Raw genomic sequence first — 14,143 nt, 5'->3', positions numbered from 1 at the left:
CTATCATAGCATTCGTGGTATATCTAGTTAAGAAAAATAAGTGATCCCCAACTATAGTAATGAGAAGCCATTATTCAGTCCTATCCACTTCCTTCCCTTCTTTCCAGACCGTAGCTATGTTGCTAATATTCTGAATATCTTTTATGGGGTTTTCATTTAGTAAAATTAAATCCGCTTTGTAGCCTTGTTTTATCATTCCTAGTTTTCCTAGTTTGAAATGTTTTGGGGGTGATGATGTCGCACTTTTCAAAACTTCAATATTTGGTATGCCTGCTTTGGAGAGCAAATCGAGCTCCTTGTATAAATCTGTACCGTAGTTAATCCCTGCGTTTGGCGGGTCTGTTCCTGCCAGAATAGTAATTCCCGCATCGTAAATCATTTTTATTTGCTGTAAAAATTCCTCATCACTCATAATGCTACCTTCGGGAGCTGTTTTTCTAATTTCTCCCAAAAATAATTTATTTGTAAGCATCGTTGGCATGATAAAAGCATCTTTGTTTCGAGCCCAATTTGCTAATTCTTCCGTAGAAATTAATTGATCCCACCATAGATGTACTAAGCCATCGGCACCATTTTCGAGTACTTTTTTGGCATCTTCAACTTTGGAAATATGTACTACAGCTACTGTTTCTTTTGCATGTGCAGCATCTATGAGTGCTTTTACCGTTTCATGGGAAAGTGTTTCTTTCCAGGGCTCTACAATTATTTTTAGGTAGTTGGCTCCTGCGGCTACTCTGTCGTTTACAAAACCTTCGGCTTCTTCGGGTTTTATTAACGTTGGTGTTGGAAAACCGTATTGAGTACCGTGACCTCCAGGTACGGTAGCAGCTGCCCCAGCAACAAAATAGCGGGCATAGTTGGTAGAGTCTTTTAGGCCTTTCATCATTCCCTGCGCCATTTCAACGCCGTGCATATCTAGTAAGTTTACCACCCCTGCTTTTACAGCTTCGGTAAGACTGTTGGCTCCCCAAGCGTGAACGTGGCTATTGGTCATTCCAGGCATTAAAAATTTGCCTTTTCCGTCAATACCTGTTGCGTCGGTTTTTATCTTTTTGGATACTTCGGTGATAATGCCATCTTTCACTAAGACTGACGTGTTCTCAATCACTTCCTCACCATCAAACAGAGTAACATTGGTTATTACAAAGCTTTGTGCTGAAAGGACTCCAGCGATGAGCAATAGTACTAATAGTAGTAGATTTTTCATATTTTAGTAGGGGTTAGTTAAATTTTTCGAAATCACGCGCTTCTTTTTCTAAGTACTCCTTTATTTTTCTGTCTTCCCACTTCTTTAAAAGTCCAGATTTAAAGGTATTTAGGCCGTGAAAAAACAAGCCTATTCCCCAGAAAAAAGGTGTTGTAAAATGGGCCCAACCTGGCATATGTAGGTTTAAAAGTCCGTTGGAATATATCCCTGTAGCCGAAAGCATTAAAAAAATGTTCACTAATGCATAGACCATAGCATGTATATAAAACCCTTTTATTTTTTCAAGGCGTTTTTTAGCTTTTGCAAGTTTTTCTTTTTCAGATGTATTCATCATAACTAATGTATTAATCGAGTTCATCTTTTTCCAGTATTTCCTTTAGTTTACGATCTTCCCAATTTTTAAAAAATTTAAATTTATATTGAAAAGCATATACCCAATGGATGAATAGTGCAACCCCCCAAATGGAAGCTGTCCCGTAGGTATTCCAATCCAGCCAACGATCAAACTGAACATCACTAATATTTCCATCGTTAAAAAATTTAAATATTTTTGCACGTAGCAAAAGGAGTAACACGTTTATGATAATATATACCCGCAAATGTTTGTAGAATCTTCTTATAACTCCTACTTTTTTAAGTGCGCGTTCGTATTGAGTATTTTTTGAAGTTTCCATACTTATATTGATTAGTTCCATTGTTGTTTATCTTCTTCTTCCATAAACTCCTTTAGTTTACGTTCTTCCCAATTCTTACCCATAAAGGGACTCCATTGGTACGCTTTGGCAGCCTGAAAGAGAAGCCCAATTCCCCAACCGAAAGCAGCCCATAAAAACCACATATTGCTCCATTCATTTACATAATAATTCACGGTTGCGAGCATTGATATTACAAAGACATACCCGACAAGGCTTGTGTAAAATTTCTTTATTTCTGTTACGCGTTCTTTGGCACGTAAGTATTTGTTCTGTTTATCTGTGTTATAATCCATTCTCTTAGTTTTTGATTGGTGTAACATTAAGAATTCATAAATTCTCTTATCTTTCTTTCTTCCCAATTTTTCCCGAAAAACGGACTCCATTTATAGGTTTCGAAAGCGTGACCTGTAATTCCTATTCCCCAACCAACAATTGGGAAAATTGCCCAAGGAAAATTACTTCCTCCAAAATAATTGACTGCGATAAAAATGGGTATAAATAGTAAATAAATGGAGAGGTGAGAATAAAAGCCTTTTAATTTTTCAACATGTTCTTGGGCTTGTTGTAGTTTGGTTTCCTGTGTGATCTTAAAAGTTTCCATAAAAGTTGATTTTTAATTACAGTATAAAAGTACCTCAGCTTTCACACAAATAAAAAACAGAAGCACCCAACTGTAGTTTTTGATTACTGAATTGTTTTTTAAGATGATTAAATGATAAAGTTGCTTTAGAAATTAATTTTTTTCTGCCTAATGCTACTGAAATCTACTTACTATTTTAAAAGCTAATCACCCTCATCCATATACTGCCTAATCTTTCGTTCTTCCCATTTCTTATTAAAGAAAGGGCTCCATTGAAATGTTTCTGAAGCGTGCCCTAAGACGCCAAAACCCCAGCCAGCAATTGGAAAGATAGCCCACGGAAATCCAGTATTAGATTGATAATTTAACCATATAAAAACAGGTATAAAAATGCTGTATATTGTAATGTGTATGTAAAAACCTTTTAGCTTTTCTACATATTCCCTGGCTCGGTCTAACCGCTTGTTGGATATATAGGTGTCTTGTGTTTGCCTCACTACCGAAACATTAGTAAGCATTGGGATTATGACCTTAAAATCGGTTTTAGATTTTTCAACCAAAACAGGGCGGTTGGTCAATAAACCATAACGCGAATAAATATTTTGGAGTCCTACCCCACTGCTCTCTCGCAACACTTTTTTTGGTTGAAGGTTATTCTGTACCACCAAATTACCATCTTTTTCAAAAACAGTAATGCTTAGTTTTTTGGAAGGCGTTACCTGGTTATGCTTCACAGCATTTTCCAGCAACAATTGTAAGGACAAAGGCACAACCTTGGCTTCGGGATTGCTTACATTTTCTGGAGCCGTAAAACTTATGCTGTCTTCAAAGCGCATTTTAAGAAGCGACATATATAATTGCGCAAATTTTAATTCCTCTTCAACCGTGACCAGTTCTTTATTCTTCTGTTCTAAAACATAGCGATATACTTTAGAAAGCGCGGTAGTAAAACGGGTAGCTGCTGGAGGGTTTTCTTCAATTAAGCTAGTGAGAACGTTAAGGCTGTTGAATAGAAAATGCGGATCTAACTGATTTTTTAACGCATCAAATTGTGCTGAAGCGGTTTTAGCAATAATCTTCTGTTGCTGTACTTGGGTTTCTTTTTTGTGCTTGTAGTAATAAACAGCATAAAAAACAGTAGTAACTACAATCGAAATTACCAGCCCAGTCCAATAATAATAAAGGTATTGATTGGCTAAAAACTCTGCAACAGTACCGCCTTTAATAACAGTAACTATAAACATATTGATAAAAAAAAGTGTTGCTACTGTAAGGATAACTGCCCCGGTAAAAGCATATAGTAAAGGGCGTATTTTAAAAAGTGAATCACCATATTTACCTATGATATAATTAAAAAAAGGAACATTCACCAAATACAGCGAAACCGAATATATCTGGTTAATACCATATTGATAAAGGGCTTCTCCCCACGTTTCAATTGGGTTCCCTGAAAGTAATTGTAGCAAGGCTACAACCAAAAATATAAGTGTCCCTATAAATCCGGCCTTTAAAAATTCCTTTAAAAATAAATTCATGCTATTCTATACAGTTTTCCGCTAGCACTTCGTGTGCGTGTTCCAGACCTCCCGTAGGATAAAATTCGCCTTCAGGAGTAAAGGTAGCAAAAAGTTCAATGGCTCTTTTCACATCTTTACAATACGGTTCTTTGGATTTACCAAACCAAGCTGCTGCACCCATCTCCCACTCTGCTTTTCCCAATACTACACGCGGGTTATCCGGTGCCAGCTGGTATGCTTTTGTATATAGTTCTGAAATTTTACCACTGTATTTCATTCCATATTTTTGACCGTCATAGACAATCCAGGCGGTTAATAACTGAGCCTCCAATACTAAAATTTCAGCATTGTCTTTAGAAATTGCTTTGGCATCATTTACTAAGTCCTGTGCTTTTTTTAACTGTGGCATGAGTTTTGTCTCGTCTTTTTCAGAAAAACTTGCAAATACATTTACTTGTGCAGCATAAAAAGGTGGCAACCAATTGTCGGGTTCTGCCTGGGCAATGCGCTCAAAAAGATTGGCAGCCTCCCAAGGTTGGTCTGCTCCCCAAAGCTCAAACGCTTTGCGCATTCCATTTTCGTATTTGTTTTGTGCGCTTGTGGTAAGTGTTAGTAATGCGATGATGGTTAAAGTGAGTATGTGTTTCATTGTTGTTGGTTGTTTAGGATTTTTTGAGTTTTTAAATTTTATTAGTATTTTGTAAAGTCCCCCTTCCGAATTTTGGATTAAACATTCAAGAATTTTATTATTCAATCGTACCAAAATTCACCTTTCCCCGAATCACGGATATCCTTTTTTTAGTTTGATTTAAGCTTTTTAACCGCTGGGAGAAGGAGCTTAGATTGTTAATTTTATTTAAACTTCAATTTAAAATTTATTATTGAATAACTAGTAAAAGGTGCCTGAGTGATTCCGCTTTTTCTGCGGAATTGTATCGAAGGCCAAGTTCAAGTTCAAAGCTTAATAGGTACTTGTTTTGTTACGTTATCTTTTAGCTCAAACCTAGCTTCACTCCACTTGGGTGGGCCAAACATTCCAGTGGCTCCATTGCTACAGGCATAATCTTCAATAGGAATTATTCCCATAAACATTTTGAACACGCCATCGTTATCTTCATCGTGAAAACAAGATACGGCATATACGCCATCTGGAACATCGGTAAATGTAACACGAGCAGTTTTGTTACTAATTTTTGAATCCTGTGCTTTATATTCTTTCTCCAGCCAGGTTCCCTCACTGTTATAAAGTCCAACCTTTACAGTTCCGGCATCGTTGCTAAAATTGGTCATAGTGACTTCTACAGTATTCTGGGCTTGTAAAAACAACCCGGTAAATAGTAATGCGAAATAGTTAATTATTGTTTGCATGATTTCTGTGGTTTTTAAGTTTGATTCAAATATCTACTGAAAGGACATTTATTTAAAATCTGTTTTACTGAAGTGTTGTTTTTTAGGAGTGAATTGTAACCCTTCCGAATTTCAGCGAATATGTTTTTCAATTTTATTAAACATCGTAAAGCTGAAATCCATCTTCCCTTTAACGCGAGAGAAATATGATTAGTTTCATTTTGTTTTTTAACCGCTAAGGGAAGGATCTAGATTGCAAGGTTCATTGACTTTCAGTTTATAAGTTTCGAGTTAAGTTCAATTTTCGAATACAAGTTGCCTGAGCCTGCCTGTCGTGACTCCAACCCTCACTTCTAACCTCCCAAATACTAAAATCAAGGGCCTTAGAATTACAAGCTCTAAAGGCGAGCGATAGCAGCCAGTAACCTACCAGCAGCTTTAGTTGCGTCCTACCGCCTACTCACTAAAAACTACAACTTATCCAGCTGGTTATCGCTGCCATCTTCACTAATGGTCCAGAAGAAGCCTACAAAGAAAAACTGATCTGCTGCGGGTTGCAGTGTTCTCCTGTTAAAATTTCCGTTGGCATTTGCCGTACTGGCGTATTGATAGCCATTCACATTGGTAAACGCAAGCACATTGTTTACCGAAAAATAAAGAATCTTTTGTTGGTCTATTAAGTATGCCCAGTTAAAGCTTAGGTTGTTATAGCTTTTGGTTTTTTCCTGAAGAAATCCAGCAGTATTTGGATTCGTGTAGGTACGTCCACTTCCAAATTGATAGCTAAAACCTAACTGACTCTTCCAATCTTCCACCCAATACTTAGTAACCACCGAAATATTGTGCGTATTGGCAAATGAAGGGGTCGCCGTAGTGGGATAATTTTGATACAACCGTTCGGTATCCAGCAGCGAATAACTTACCCAGTAATCTACGTTATTAATGCTTTCATTATCTCTCCAAAAGAAATCGATTCCTTGCGCAAATCCGTCGCCATTGTTGCTGAAATTACTTTCAAATCCAGCAAACTCTGTATCAAATGTCACTAAATTTTCATATTGTTTTCTATACGCTTCCGCTCTAAAAATACGGTTGTTGGCAGTGTATTGATAGTTTAAAATATAGTGTTGCGTTTTTTGAGCTTCTAAGTTGTGTTGAAATTTTAAAACTTCCTGAGTGGGTTGCTGGTAAAAATCACCATAAGCCACTGAAAGCTGACTGTTCTTTCCAGTTTTATAGGCTACCGAAGCTCTTGGTGACATAGTGAATTCCCTAAACAATTCGCTGTACTCACTGCGAACCCCGGCTTTAAGGGCAAACTTCTTTGAAAAAATCACATCAGTTTCGGCAAAGGCAGCGGTGATGTTATTAGTATAGCCGTAACTAGCTGAAACAAATGGATTATCAAAATCTTCCGTAAAATTGGTTAAAAATTGTTCAGCTCCAAAACTCAATTTTACCTGATTGCTAAATCGTTTTTTCAATTTCAGCTTAAAGTGAAATGAATTTTCGGTATTGTCTATGGTATCATCCACAATACCCAGCTTTGTGTTAGAAGATGTAAAACTTCCGCCAGTAGTGAGTTTCCATGTTCTTCCTAAGTCTCCTTGATAGCTGGCATTTGTGTAGAAATTGTTGTTTTTCAGCTTAAATTTTACGCCTTCTGTAAAATCTATATCTTCCTGAGTCAATTCAAAATTTGTGGTATCAAAAGCTGCATATAATTTAAAGATACCGTTGTCAAACTTTCTTCTAAAAACGGTTTCGCCAGATAAACTTTCATAGGGCTTTTCCCAAGAGTTTCTACTTGGAAACGCTGCGATATACGGAGCCAGATTAATATAGGTTGCGTTTACGCTTACTGAGCTTTTATCCCATTTTTGGGTGTTCCCCAAGCCAGCACCAAGTGTCATTAAGCCGATTTCAGTTTTTTCCTGATCCGGCTCATCAATAGTATTCAGTAATAAAACCGATGATAGTGCCTGTCCATATTCGGCTGAATACCCGCCGGTAGAAAACGTAATACCATCAAACAAAAATGGACTATAACGTCCGCGTGTAGGCGTATTACTGGTGGTAGGTGTATAGGGTGAAAATACGCGAATGCCATCTATAAAAATTTGTGTTTCGGCGGCATCTCCCCCACGCACAAATAAGCGACCGTCTTCTGCTACTGTTGTGGTACCTGGAAGCGTTTGTAATGCCCCCACAAAATCACCTAAAGCACTTGCCGTAGTAACCACATCTAGTGGTTTTAAAACGGAAACTTTACTATTATCGCTCGCTTCCAGACTTCCTGCGGAAATTACCACGGTATCCAATGAGTTAAAATCTTCTTTCAGCGTTAGTTTTAAATCTGAAAGCTGTGATACATCTGCTGCCATCATAAAAGGTTCGTAGGTTACATAGGAAATTACGAGGGTTTGAATGCCTGTTTCTTCGGTAGTGAAACTGAATTTCCCTTGCTCATTGGTTGATGCGCCATCATATGTTCCTTCCAGATATACATTGGCGCCAAAAATAGGCGTTCCGTTTTTCTGAAGTACAGTTCCTGAAACAGTTTGCTGTGCACTTACAATTCCGAAGAAAAGCAGCGCTATAAGTGAAAAGAATGAGGTAAGATTACGAGGCATTTTTAAAATTTCCATAAGGTTGATTGTTAATTATGGTTCAAAAATGCATCGGTTAACGGGTAAATTATAATAAAAAACACTCAACTGTATAATTACACGGTTGAATTGTAATATCTCAATACTATCAAATTTTGATTACCTTTATCTGAATAAGTAAAATTCTTTACATATGTCACACTGAGCGCAGTCGAAGTGCATTCAACTTTCCTTGGTATACTAGGCTTCGACTATAGTTTATCCTGAGCCTGTCGAAGGTCTCAGACAGACATTCTGAATTAATAATAAATTTTTATTTAAACGCCATGAAAAAATTATACATCTTCGCCCTTGTTGGCTTATTAAGCTTTACAGGCTTTTCTCAAGACACCTTTTCAATAATTGCTGTAGACCCTGACACTGGAGAAATTGGCTCTGCAGGTGCTTCCTGTGTTAATGGGATTGGCGCTCAAGGAATTATCGACATTATTACCAAAATCCTTCCTGGGCGTGGCGGTGTTAACTCACAGGCGTACGTTTGTATCCCAAATAGCAACCTAAATAATGCAATTGATCAAATGGAAATGGGCGCATCGCCTTCAGAAATTATTGATTATTTAATGAATAATGATTCGTGTTCCTCTCAAAATTTTGATCCTGAATATAGACAATATGGCATAGCAGATTTCGACACCAATGGCGACCCAAGAACTGCAGGCTTTACGGGATCTATGGCAGACAATTACAAAGAAGATCGCCAAGGAACCACTTTTAGTGTGCAGGGTAACATTTTATTAAACCAAACGGTAATAGATAATATGGAAGCCAATTTCAACAACACAAATGGGCCTTTGGCAGATAAATTAATGGCTGCATTGCAAGGCGCTAATTTTCCTGGAGCAGATATGCGTTGTTTAAGTGCAGGAACGTCTTCCACAACGGCATATCTTTTAGTTTATAAAGCAGATGATGACAGTAACAATCCATACATTAGGCTAAATGTTGGCGAGCAAGCAGCAGGCATCGAACCTATTGATATTTTACAGGGTATGTATGATGAGTTGCTTACGGTTAAAGAAAATAGCTTAAAAGAGCGTATTACAATCTACCCAAATCCTGCAACTAATAATATAACGCTTTCTGTAGCGTCTTCGGTAGCGCTATTAGGAGTTACCATTTATGATGTTCAAGGGAAATTAGTGTATTCACAAAACGAATTTGAGAAAAGTAGTCTTCAACAAACTATCAATATAGCAGCCTTTAAAAGTAGTGTCTACTTTATAAAAGTAAAAAGCAAACAAGGTGAAGCAACCCTTCGGTTTGTAAAAAAATAGTAGACTAATCATTCAACTATTTTTTTGCCGTACATATACACAACCACTTTCATATGGTTGTGCATGTGTTATTTTTATTACTGTGTATTAACAAATCTTTATTAGCGAGATGCGCTAGGATGTTCTATCTTCACAGTACAAAATCACCCTTGCACCATGTTGTCTTCAGAAAAAGTAACTCAGTATATCGAGAAACACGTTAAATGGAGTACTTCCCTTTCCCAAATTCGAGAAGTATTAAAAGCCACTGCTTTGGTTGAAGAAATTAAATGGGGAGCGCCTTCATATTCATACAATTCTAAAATACTTATTGGCTTAGGAGCCTTTAAAAACCACATGGGAATTTGGTTTCATCAAGGAGTATTTTTAAAAGATAAACATCAAAAATTGTTGAATGCCCAAGACGGAAAGACTAAAGCATTGCGACAATGGCGTTTGGAAGAAGGTGATATTATCGATACAAATATACTCCGTGACTATATAGAGGAAGCTATCGAAAACTGCAAAGCCGGGAAAGAAGTAAAAGCAGAACGTATTACAAAAAAACCAATTCTGGATCCCTTTTTTAAAGATGCACTGGCCAAGAATACAGATCTAAAAAAAGCGTTTGACGCTTTAACACCAGGTAAGCAGCGGGAATATGCAGAACATATTGCGTCAGCCAAAAGAGAAACCACCAGATTGAGTAGACTAGAAAAAATAACGTCCATGATCCTTGCAGGACAAGGCTTACATGACAAATATAAAAATTGCTAAGTGAAAGAGCCAAAATTTAAAAGATACAACCGGAGGCAGTTTTTATTTTTTTTTAAAAGAGCGTTGTACATTCTATTTGCTTGGGTACTTATCTCAAACCTATTGTTTTTCTACGAGTTTTTAACGCTCTACAGCAATGGTATCCTGGATTCAGATTATGATTTTAATCAGTCCTTTTATGCCAATTTAATTGTAGCCGTAACAGCTGGTATTATTGGAGGAACCCTTACGGTAAATCTTATGGACCGCTGGCTGCGTAACAATGCTTTTTGGAAAGCACTTCTTTATATTACCGTAGCATATGTTATTGGTGCCATGGTGGTTAGCACCTTTGGCGCATTGTATTTTTACAGCGAAGAATTAGGGCTCCCCTTTTATGATGCGCAAGTAACTGTAAAGTTTAAAGCCTTTTTTGGAACCTGGCTGTTTATAAAAAACTTCGTGGTGTGGTTGTTTATTGTAATTGTCACGCTTATCGTTTTAATGGTAAATGAAAAATATGGCCCTGGTGTGTTTCCAGATTACTTATTGGGTAGGTATTTTAGACCAAAAAAAGAACGTCGCATCTTTATGTTCGCCGATATTAAAAATGCAACAGGTATTGCTGAAAGTTTAGGAGAAACAAAATATTTTAACTTTTTAAAAGATTTTTTTAGAGATATCGCCCCAGCTATTGTGCAATGTAGAGGCGAAGTATATCAATATGTTGGAGACGAAATTGTAATTTCATGGAAAATGAAATACGGCTTAAGGAGTGGCAATACCATACGCTGTTTTTACAATATGAAACGTATGTTGAGATATCGCAAAGAAAGATATATGGATCGTTATGGATATTTTCCAGAATTTAAAGTAGGCATTCACTGCGGAACCGTTATGGTTGGTGAAATTGGAAAAATAAAAAGAGAAATAGCCTTTTCAGGAGATGTACTTAATACTACGTCCCGAATACAGGAACAATGCAAGGTATATGATGTGGATATTTTAGCTTCCGAAACCTTTGCAGACCTAGCATATACACTTCCCAGAGGAATTGTAAAAAAGGATCTGGGAGACGAAACATTGCGCGGTAAAGCCGAAGATACAGGCATAGTTACCTATGTGAGAGAATAATCTCGGTATTGTTTTTGTTGAAATAGATAGTTGGTAGTCAACAAAGCACTTTTACACTAACTTAATTTCTTAATTATGAAAACTGATAACTACACCAAAGTCATTTTAACCATTATTGCCATCTGTCTTACCATTAATGTGGTAAAAGACATAGATTTTATTCCTACGGCCCAAGCTTCAGAAAAAACAGTTTCCCCAGAAATAACTACAAAATATCAACTTGTTCCCGTTTCAGAGACAAACACTATGGACGTTCGTATTGTGGACATTAACACTTATGACGAACTAAACGTAAACATTAAAAGTATAGATAGCTACGACGAGATGAAGGTAAATATTAAAAGTATTGACACATCGGACGAGCTGGACGTAAATATAGACGAAATAGGTGGCAGCTTTGTTTCTTCCGGCGGACCTATTAAAGTAAAAGTGGACTAATGCTTTTTAAAAGGTCTAATAATTAGTCGTGCAGCTCTATCATAATTAATATAACTGTACGTCCAGTTAAAAAAGGTTACAACCCTATTTCGAAAACCCACCAAAAACCAAAGGTGAATAAACATCCAAACAAACCACGCAAAAGCACCTGCAAAGTGTAGCTTTTTAATGTCTACCACGGCTTTGTTGCGACCAATGGTTGCCATACTTCCCTTGTCGAAATACTCAAAAGGTTTCATCGTATCGCCTTTAAGTTTTCGTTTTATGTTTTTACCCAAAGTTTTCCCTTGCTGTATAGCGGGCTGCGCTACTTGCGGATGGCCTTTGGGGAAGTCTTCAGTTTGCATTAATGCAATATCTCCAAGCGCATATATATTCTCATAGCCTTCAATTTTATTGTAGGTATCTACTTTATACCTATTAGCTCTTTCCACCAAAGAACTGGCATTAATTCCCTTTACAGGATTCCCTGTAACTCCAGCGGCCCAGATAAAAGTTTCTGTAGCAAATTCTTTACCATCTTTGGTTTTTGCAAGCGTACCGTCATAGCTATCTACGATTGTATTTAAATGAATTTCAACCCCAAGTTTTTCTAAAAATTCCTGTGCTTTTTTAGAGGCTTTTTCACTAAAGGGTGGTAAGATTTTATCGCTACCCTCCAATAAGTGCACATGCATTTCTTCTTCTTCCAATTCTGGATAATCGTGTTCTAAAATTCCTTTTCTGAATTCCGCCAAAGCACCAGCGAGCTCTACTCCTGTGGGCCCTGCTCCTACTACTACAAAATTTAGAAGTCGTTTTCGTTTTTCGGTTTCTTCGGTGATATCTGCTTCTTCAATGTTTTGTAGCATTAAACTTCGAATGTTTAATGCCTGAGGAACCGTTTTCATGGGCATACTATATTTTTCAATTTCTTTATTTCCGAAGAAATTAGTACGCGTTCCCGTAGCAATCACTAAATAATCATAGGTAAGATTCCCAATACTGGTTTCAATAGTATTTTCCGCAGCGTTAATAGTTGAAACGGTTGCCAACCTAAAATGAAAATCTTTATTTTTTCTGAAAACCTTCCGTAATGGATACGCAATAGAATCTGGTTCCAACCCTGCCGTAGAAACCTGATACAGCAAAGGTTGAAATGTGTGATAATTATGCTTATCGAACAACACCAGCTGCACCTCCTGACCTTGTAATTGCTTAATAAAAGAAATACCAGCAAAACCGCCACCAATAATGACGAATCTGGGTTTGGAGGTTTCAGGAATGTTCATGGGTTGTATTGAGCTATAAAAGTACAACTCTTAGAAAAGTTTCGGTTTATATTTATGAATTTTGTAACAAATACAAAAACCAGCGCACTAATGTTTCAACTAGCAAGCAACCATTGAACAAAGAACTTGAACATAACTTTGTAACCTTACTGGAAGAGAACCAGAACATCGTTCATAAAATCTGCCGTTTGTATACCAACGATTCAGATTCGCATAACGATTTGTTTCAGGAAGTCACTATTCAGTTGTGGAAAGCCTTTCCAAAATTTAGGGGAGACTCCAAATTTAGTACCTGGATGTATCGTGTGGCACTTAATACGGCCATTACCTTATACCGGAAGTCTAAACGTAGCGTACAAACGCAAGATTTTGAAGGCGTAAGCTTTAAGATTAAAGCTGAAGAGTATGACGATACGGTAGAAGTACACTTAAAACTAATGTACGACGCCGTAAAGGATTTGAATGACATTGACAAGGCTTTGGTGTTCTTGTACTTAGAAGATAAAAACTATCGAGAAATCTCTGAAACCTTAGGTATTACTGAAGTGAATGCCAGAGTAAAAATGAACCGAATAAAAGAAAAATTAAGAAAAATACTTAATCCGTAAGCATATGGATGTTTTAGATACATTAAAAAAAGATTGGCAAAAACAGGAGAGCACACTCCCAAAATTATCTTATAAAGAAATTTACAGCATGTTGCTGAAAAAATCCTCTTCTATTGTAAAGTGGATTTTTATCATTAGTATTTGTGAATTGTTGTTTTGGATTCTTATTTCCTTTCTTGTTCCAGATTCCAGTAGAGAATTTAACGAGCAAATGGGGCTCAAAACTGCATTTTGGATACTATCCGCACTAAACTATGTGGTTTTTGGAATCTTTTTGTATTTCTTTTATAAAAATTATCGCGCTATCACGGTTACAAGTACCATAAAAGAATTAATGAAGAGTATTTTGAAAACAAGAAATACAGTTCGCTATTTTGTCTATTACAATATTGGATCTACAGCCTTATTACTTCTTGGTGCAAATCTTTATTTCTTTTTTCACAAAGAAAATTTACAGCAATTTTTAGCACAAACTAATGACAATTACGGAAAGCTTTCTCCGGAAGAAGCTACCACTTTATTCTTTGGCGCCCAATTTGTTGTAGGACTTGTTTTTATTGGCTTATTAATGTTGTTTTATTACCTAATTTACGGAATCTTACTGAGAAGATTAAAACGTAATTACCGGGAGTTGAAGAAGATTGAAGTTTAGGTAATTGGTTAACTAG

16 protein-coding genes are annotated in these 14,143 nt (G+C 36.8%); 6 read left to right on the top strand and 10 right to left on the bottom strand.

Annotation, left to right across the window (positions count from 1 at the left end; all coding sequences use genetic code 11):
• Positions 1–70 precede the first annotated feature (70 nt).
• From ACQ2HF_RS11680 to ACQ2HF_RS11640, 9 genes are all read right to left on the bottom strand, one after another.
• On the bottom strand, positions 71–1,207 hold the full coding sequence (locus ACQ2HF_RS11680) for an amidohydrolase family protein (protein ID WP_432410596.1): 1,137 nt from the start codon (positions 1,205–1,207) through the stop codon (positions 71–73).
• 13 nt (positions 1,208–1,220) lie between these two features.
• The gene (locus ACQ2HF_RS11675) at positions 1,221–1,541 is read right to left on the bottom strand and encodes a 2TM domain-containing protein (protein WP_432410595.1); all 321 of its coding nucleotides are present in this window, start codon (positions 1,539–1,541) and stop codon (positions 1,221–1,223) included.
• A gap of 10 nt (positions 1,542–1,551) precedes the next feature.
• On the bottom strand, positions 1,552–1,902 hold the full coding sequence (locus ACQ2HF_RS11670; RefSeq protein ID WP_432410594.1) for a 2TM domain-containing protein: 351 nt from the start codon (positions 1,900–1,902) through the stop codon (positions 1,552–1,554).
• The gene (locus ACQ2HF_RS11665) at positions 1,893–2,195 is read right to left on the bottom strand and encodes a 2TM domain-containing protein (protein WP_432410593.1); all 303 of its coding nucleotides are present in this window, start codon (positions 2,193–2,195) and stop codon (positions 1,893–1,895) included. Before ACQ2HF_RS11665 ends, ACQ2HF_RS11670 begins: the two co-directional genes overlap by 10 nt.
• A 26-nt stretch (positions 2,196–2,221) precedes the next feature.
• Positions 2,222–2,503, bottom strand: a complete 282-nt coding sequence (locus ACQ2HF_RS11660; protein ID WP_432410592.1) for a 2TM domain-containing protein — start codon at positions 2,501–2,503, stop codon at positions 2,222–2,224.
• A gap of 182 nt (positions 2,504–2,685) precedes the next feature.
• Complete coding sequence (locus ACQ2HF_RS11655; RefSeq protein WP_432410591.1) at positions 2,686–4,017, bottom strand: 2TM domain-containing protein; 1,332 nt, start codon at positions 4,015–4,017, stop codon at positions 2,686–2,688.
• A gap of 1 nt (position 4,018) precedes the next feature.
• On the bottom strand, positions 4,019–4,648 hold the full coding sequence (locus ACQ2HF_RS11650) for a hypothetical protein (RefSeq protein ID WP_432410590.1): 630 nt from the start codon (positions 4,646–4,648) through the stop codon (positions 4,019–4,021).
• Between the two features lie 305 nt (positions 4,649–4,953).
• Positions 4,954–5,367: a DUF2141 domain-containing protein gene (locus ACQ2HF_RS11645; RefSeq protein WP_432410589.1), complete on the bottom strand. Its 414-nt coding sequence runs from the start codon at positions 5,365–5,367 to the stop codon at positions 4,954–4,956.
• Between the two features lie 449 nt (positions 5,368–5,816).
• Positions 5,817–7,994: a TonB-dependent receptor gene (locus tag ACQ2HF_RS11640; RefSeq protein WP_432410588.1), complete on the bottom strand. Its 2,178-nt coding sequence runs from the start codon at positions 7,992–7,994 to the stop codon at positions 5,817–5,819.
• 287 nt (positions 7,995–8,281) lie between these two features.
• Here ACQ2HF_RS11640 and ACQ2HF_RS11635 point away from each other — a divergent pair, with 287 nt between their 5' ends.
• The 4 genes from ACQ2HF_RS11635 to ACQ2HF_RS11620 all read left to right on the top strand — a co-directional run bounded on the left by ACQ2HF_RS11635 (position 8,282) and on the right by ACQ2HF_RS11620 (position 11,596).
• A complete protein-coding gene (locus ACQ2HF_RS11635) occupies positions 8,282–9,289 on the top strand; it encodes a DUF1028 domain-containing protein (RefSeq protein WP_432410587.1) in 1,008 nt (335 codons plus the stop codon).
• A gap of 156 nt (positions 9,290–9,445) precedes the next feature.
• Positions 9,446–10,045, top strand: a complete 600-nt coding sequence (locus tag ACQ2HF_RS11630; protein ID WP_432410586.1) for a YdeI/OmpD-associated family protein — start codon at positions 9,446–9,448, stop codon at positions 10,043–10,045.
• Positions 10,046–11,158, top strand: coding sequence for an adenylate/guanylate cyclase domain-containing protein (locus ACQ2HF_RS11625; RefSeq protein WP_432410585.1), 1,113 nt, complete (start codon positions 10,046–10,048; stop codon positions 11,156–11,158). It abuts the gene before it with no gap.
• A gap of 75 nt (positions 11,159–11,233) precedes the next feature.
• Positions 11,234–11,596: a hypothetical protein gene (locus ACQ2HF_RS11620; protein WP_432410584.1), complete on the top strand. Its 363-nt coding sequence runs from the start codon at positions 11,234–11,236 to the stop codon at positions 11,594–11,596.
• Here ACQ2HF_RS11620 and ACQ2HF_RS11615 read toward each other — a convergent pair.
• Entirely contained in the window at positions 11,593–12,867 is a 1,275-nt protein-coding gene (locus tag ACQ2HF_RS11615) for an NAD(P)/FAD-dependent oxidoreductase (RefSeq protein WP_432410583.1), read from the bottom strand. The two genes, ACQ2HF_RS11620 and ACQ2HF_RS11615, sit on opposite strands and share 4 nt — an antisense overlap.
• Positions 12,868–12,980: 113 nt before the next feature.
• Between ACQ2HF_RS11615 and ACQ2HF_RS11610 the strand changes: the two genes are divergently transcribed.
• Together ACQ2HF_RS11610 and ACQ2HF_RS11605 are read left to right on the top strand one after the other, a co-directional pair.
• Positions 12,981–13,475, top strand: a complete 495-nt coding sequence (locus tag ACQ2HF_RS11610) for an RNA polymerase sigma factor (RefSeq protein WP_432410582.1) — start codon at positions 12,981–12,983, stop codon at positions 13,473–13,475.
• A gap of 4 nt (positions 13,476–13,479) precedes the next feature.
• The gene (locus tag ACQ2HF_RS11605) at positions 13,480–14,127 is read left to right on the top strand and encodes a hypothetical protein (protein WP_432410581.1); all 648 of its coding nucleotides are present in this window, start codon (positions 13,480–13,482) and stop codon (positions 14,125–14,127) included.
• Positions 14,128–14,143: the final 16 nt, after the last annotated feature.

Source organism: Rasiella sp. SM2506, from assembly GCF_050859505.1.
Lineage (GTDB): Bacteria > Bacteroidota > Bacteroidia > Flavobacteriales > Flavobacteriaceae > Marinirhabdus.
The sequence above is the reverse complement of the archived record's forward strand: the minus strand, read 5'-3'. Positions and strand labels throughout refer to the sequence as shown.

Bases quoted from the DNA above. Each gene is read 5' to 3' on its own strand.
- ACQ2HF_RS11680 (WP_432410596.1), bottom strand. From the start codon at position 1,207: ATGAAAAATCTACTACTATTAGTACTATTGCTCATCGCTGGAGTCCTT.
- ACQ2HF_RS11675 (WP_432410595.1), bottom strand. From the start codon at position 1,541: ATGATGAATACATCTGAAAAAGAAAAACTTGCAAAAGCTAAAAAACGC.
- ACQ2HF_RS11670 (WP_432410594.1), bottom strand. From the start codon at position 1,902: ATGGAACTAATCAATATAAGTATGGAAACTTCAAAAAATACTCAATAC.
- ACQ2HF_RS11665 (WP_432410593.1), bottom strand. From the start codon at position 2,195: ATGGATTATAACACAGATAAACAGAACAAATACTTACGTGCCAAAGAA.
- ACQ2HF_RS11660 (WP_432410592.1), bottom strand. From the start codon at position 2,503: ATGGAAACTTTTAAGATCACACAGGAAACCAAACTACAACAAGCCCAA.
- ACQ2HF_RS11655 (WP_432410591.1), bottom strand. From the start codon at position 4,017: ATGAATTTATTTTTAAAGGAATTTTTAAAGGCCGGATTTATAGGGACA.
- ACQ2HF_RS11650 (WP_432410590.1), bottom strand. From the start codon at position 4,648: ATGAAACACATACTCACTTTAACCATCATCGCATTACTAACACTTACC.
- ACQ2HF_RS11645 (WP_432410589.1), bottom strand. From the start codon at position 5,367: ATGCAAACAATAATTAACTATTTCGCATTACTATTTACCGGGTTGTTT.
- ACQ2HF_RS11640 (WP_432410588.1), bottom strand. From the start codon at position 7,994: ATGGAAATTTTAAAAATGCCTCGTAATCTTACCTCATTCTTTTCACTT.
- ACQ2HF_RS11635 (WP_432410587.1), top strand. From the start codon at position 8,282: ATGAAAAAATTATACATCTTCGCCCTTGTTGGCTTATTAAGCTTTACA.
- ACQ2HF_RS11630 (WP_432410586.1), top strand. From the start codon at position 9,446: ATGTTGTCTTCAGAAAAAGTAACTCAGTATATCGAGAAACACGTTAAA.
- ACQ2HF_RS11620 (WP_432410584.1), top strand. From the start codon at position 11,234: ATGAAAACTGATAACTACACCAAAGTCATTTTAACCATTATTGCCATC.
- ACQ2HF_RS11615 (WP_432410583.1), bottom strand. From the start codon at position 12,867: ATGAACATTCCTGAAACCTCCAAACCCAGATTCGTCATTATTGGTGGC.
- ACQ2HF_RS11605 (WP_432410581.1), top strand. From the start codon at position 13,480: ATGGATGTTTTAGATACATTAAAAAAAGATTGGCAAAAACAGGAGAGC.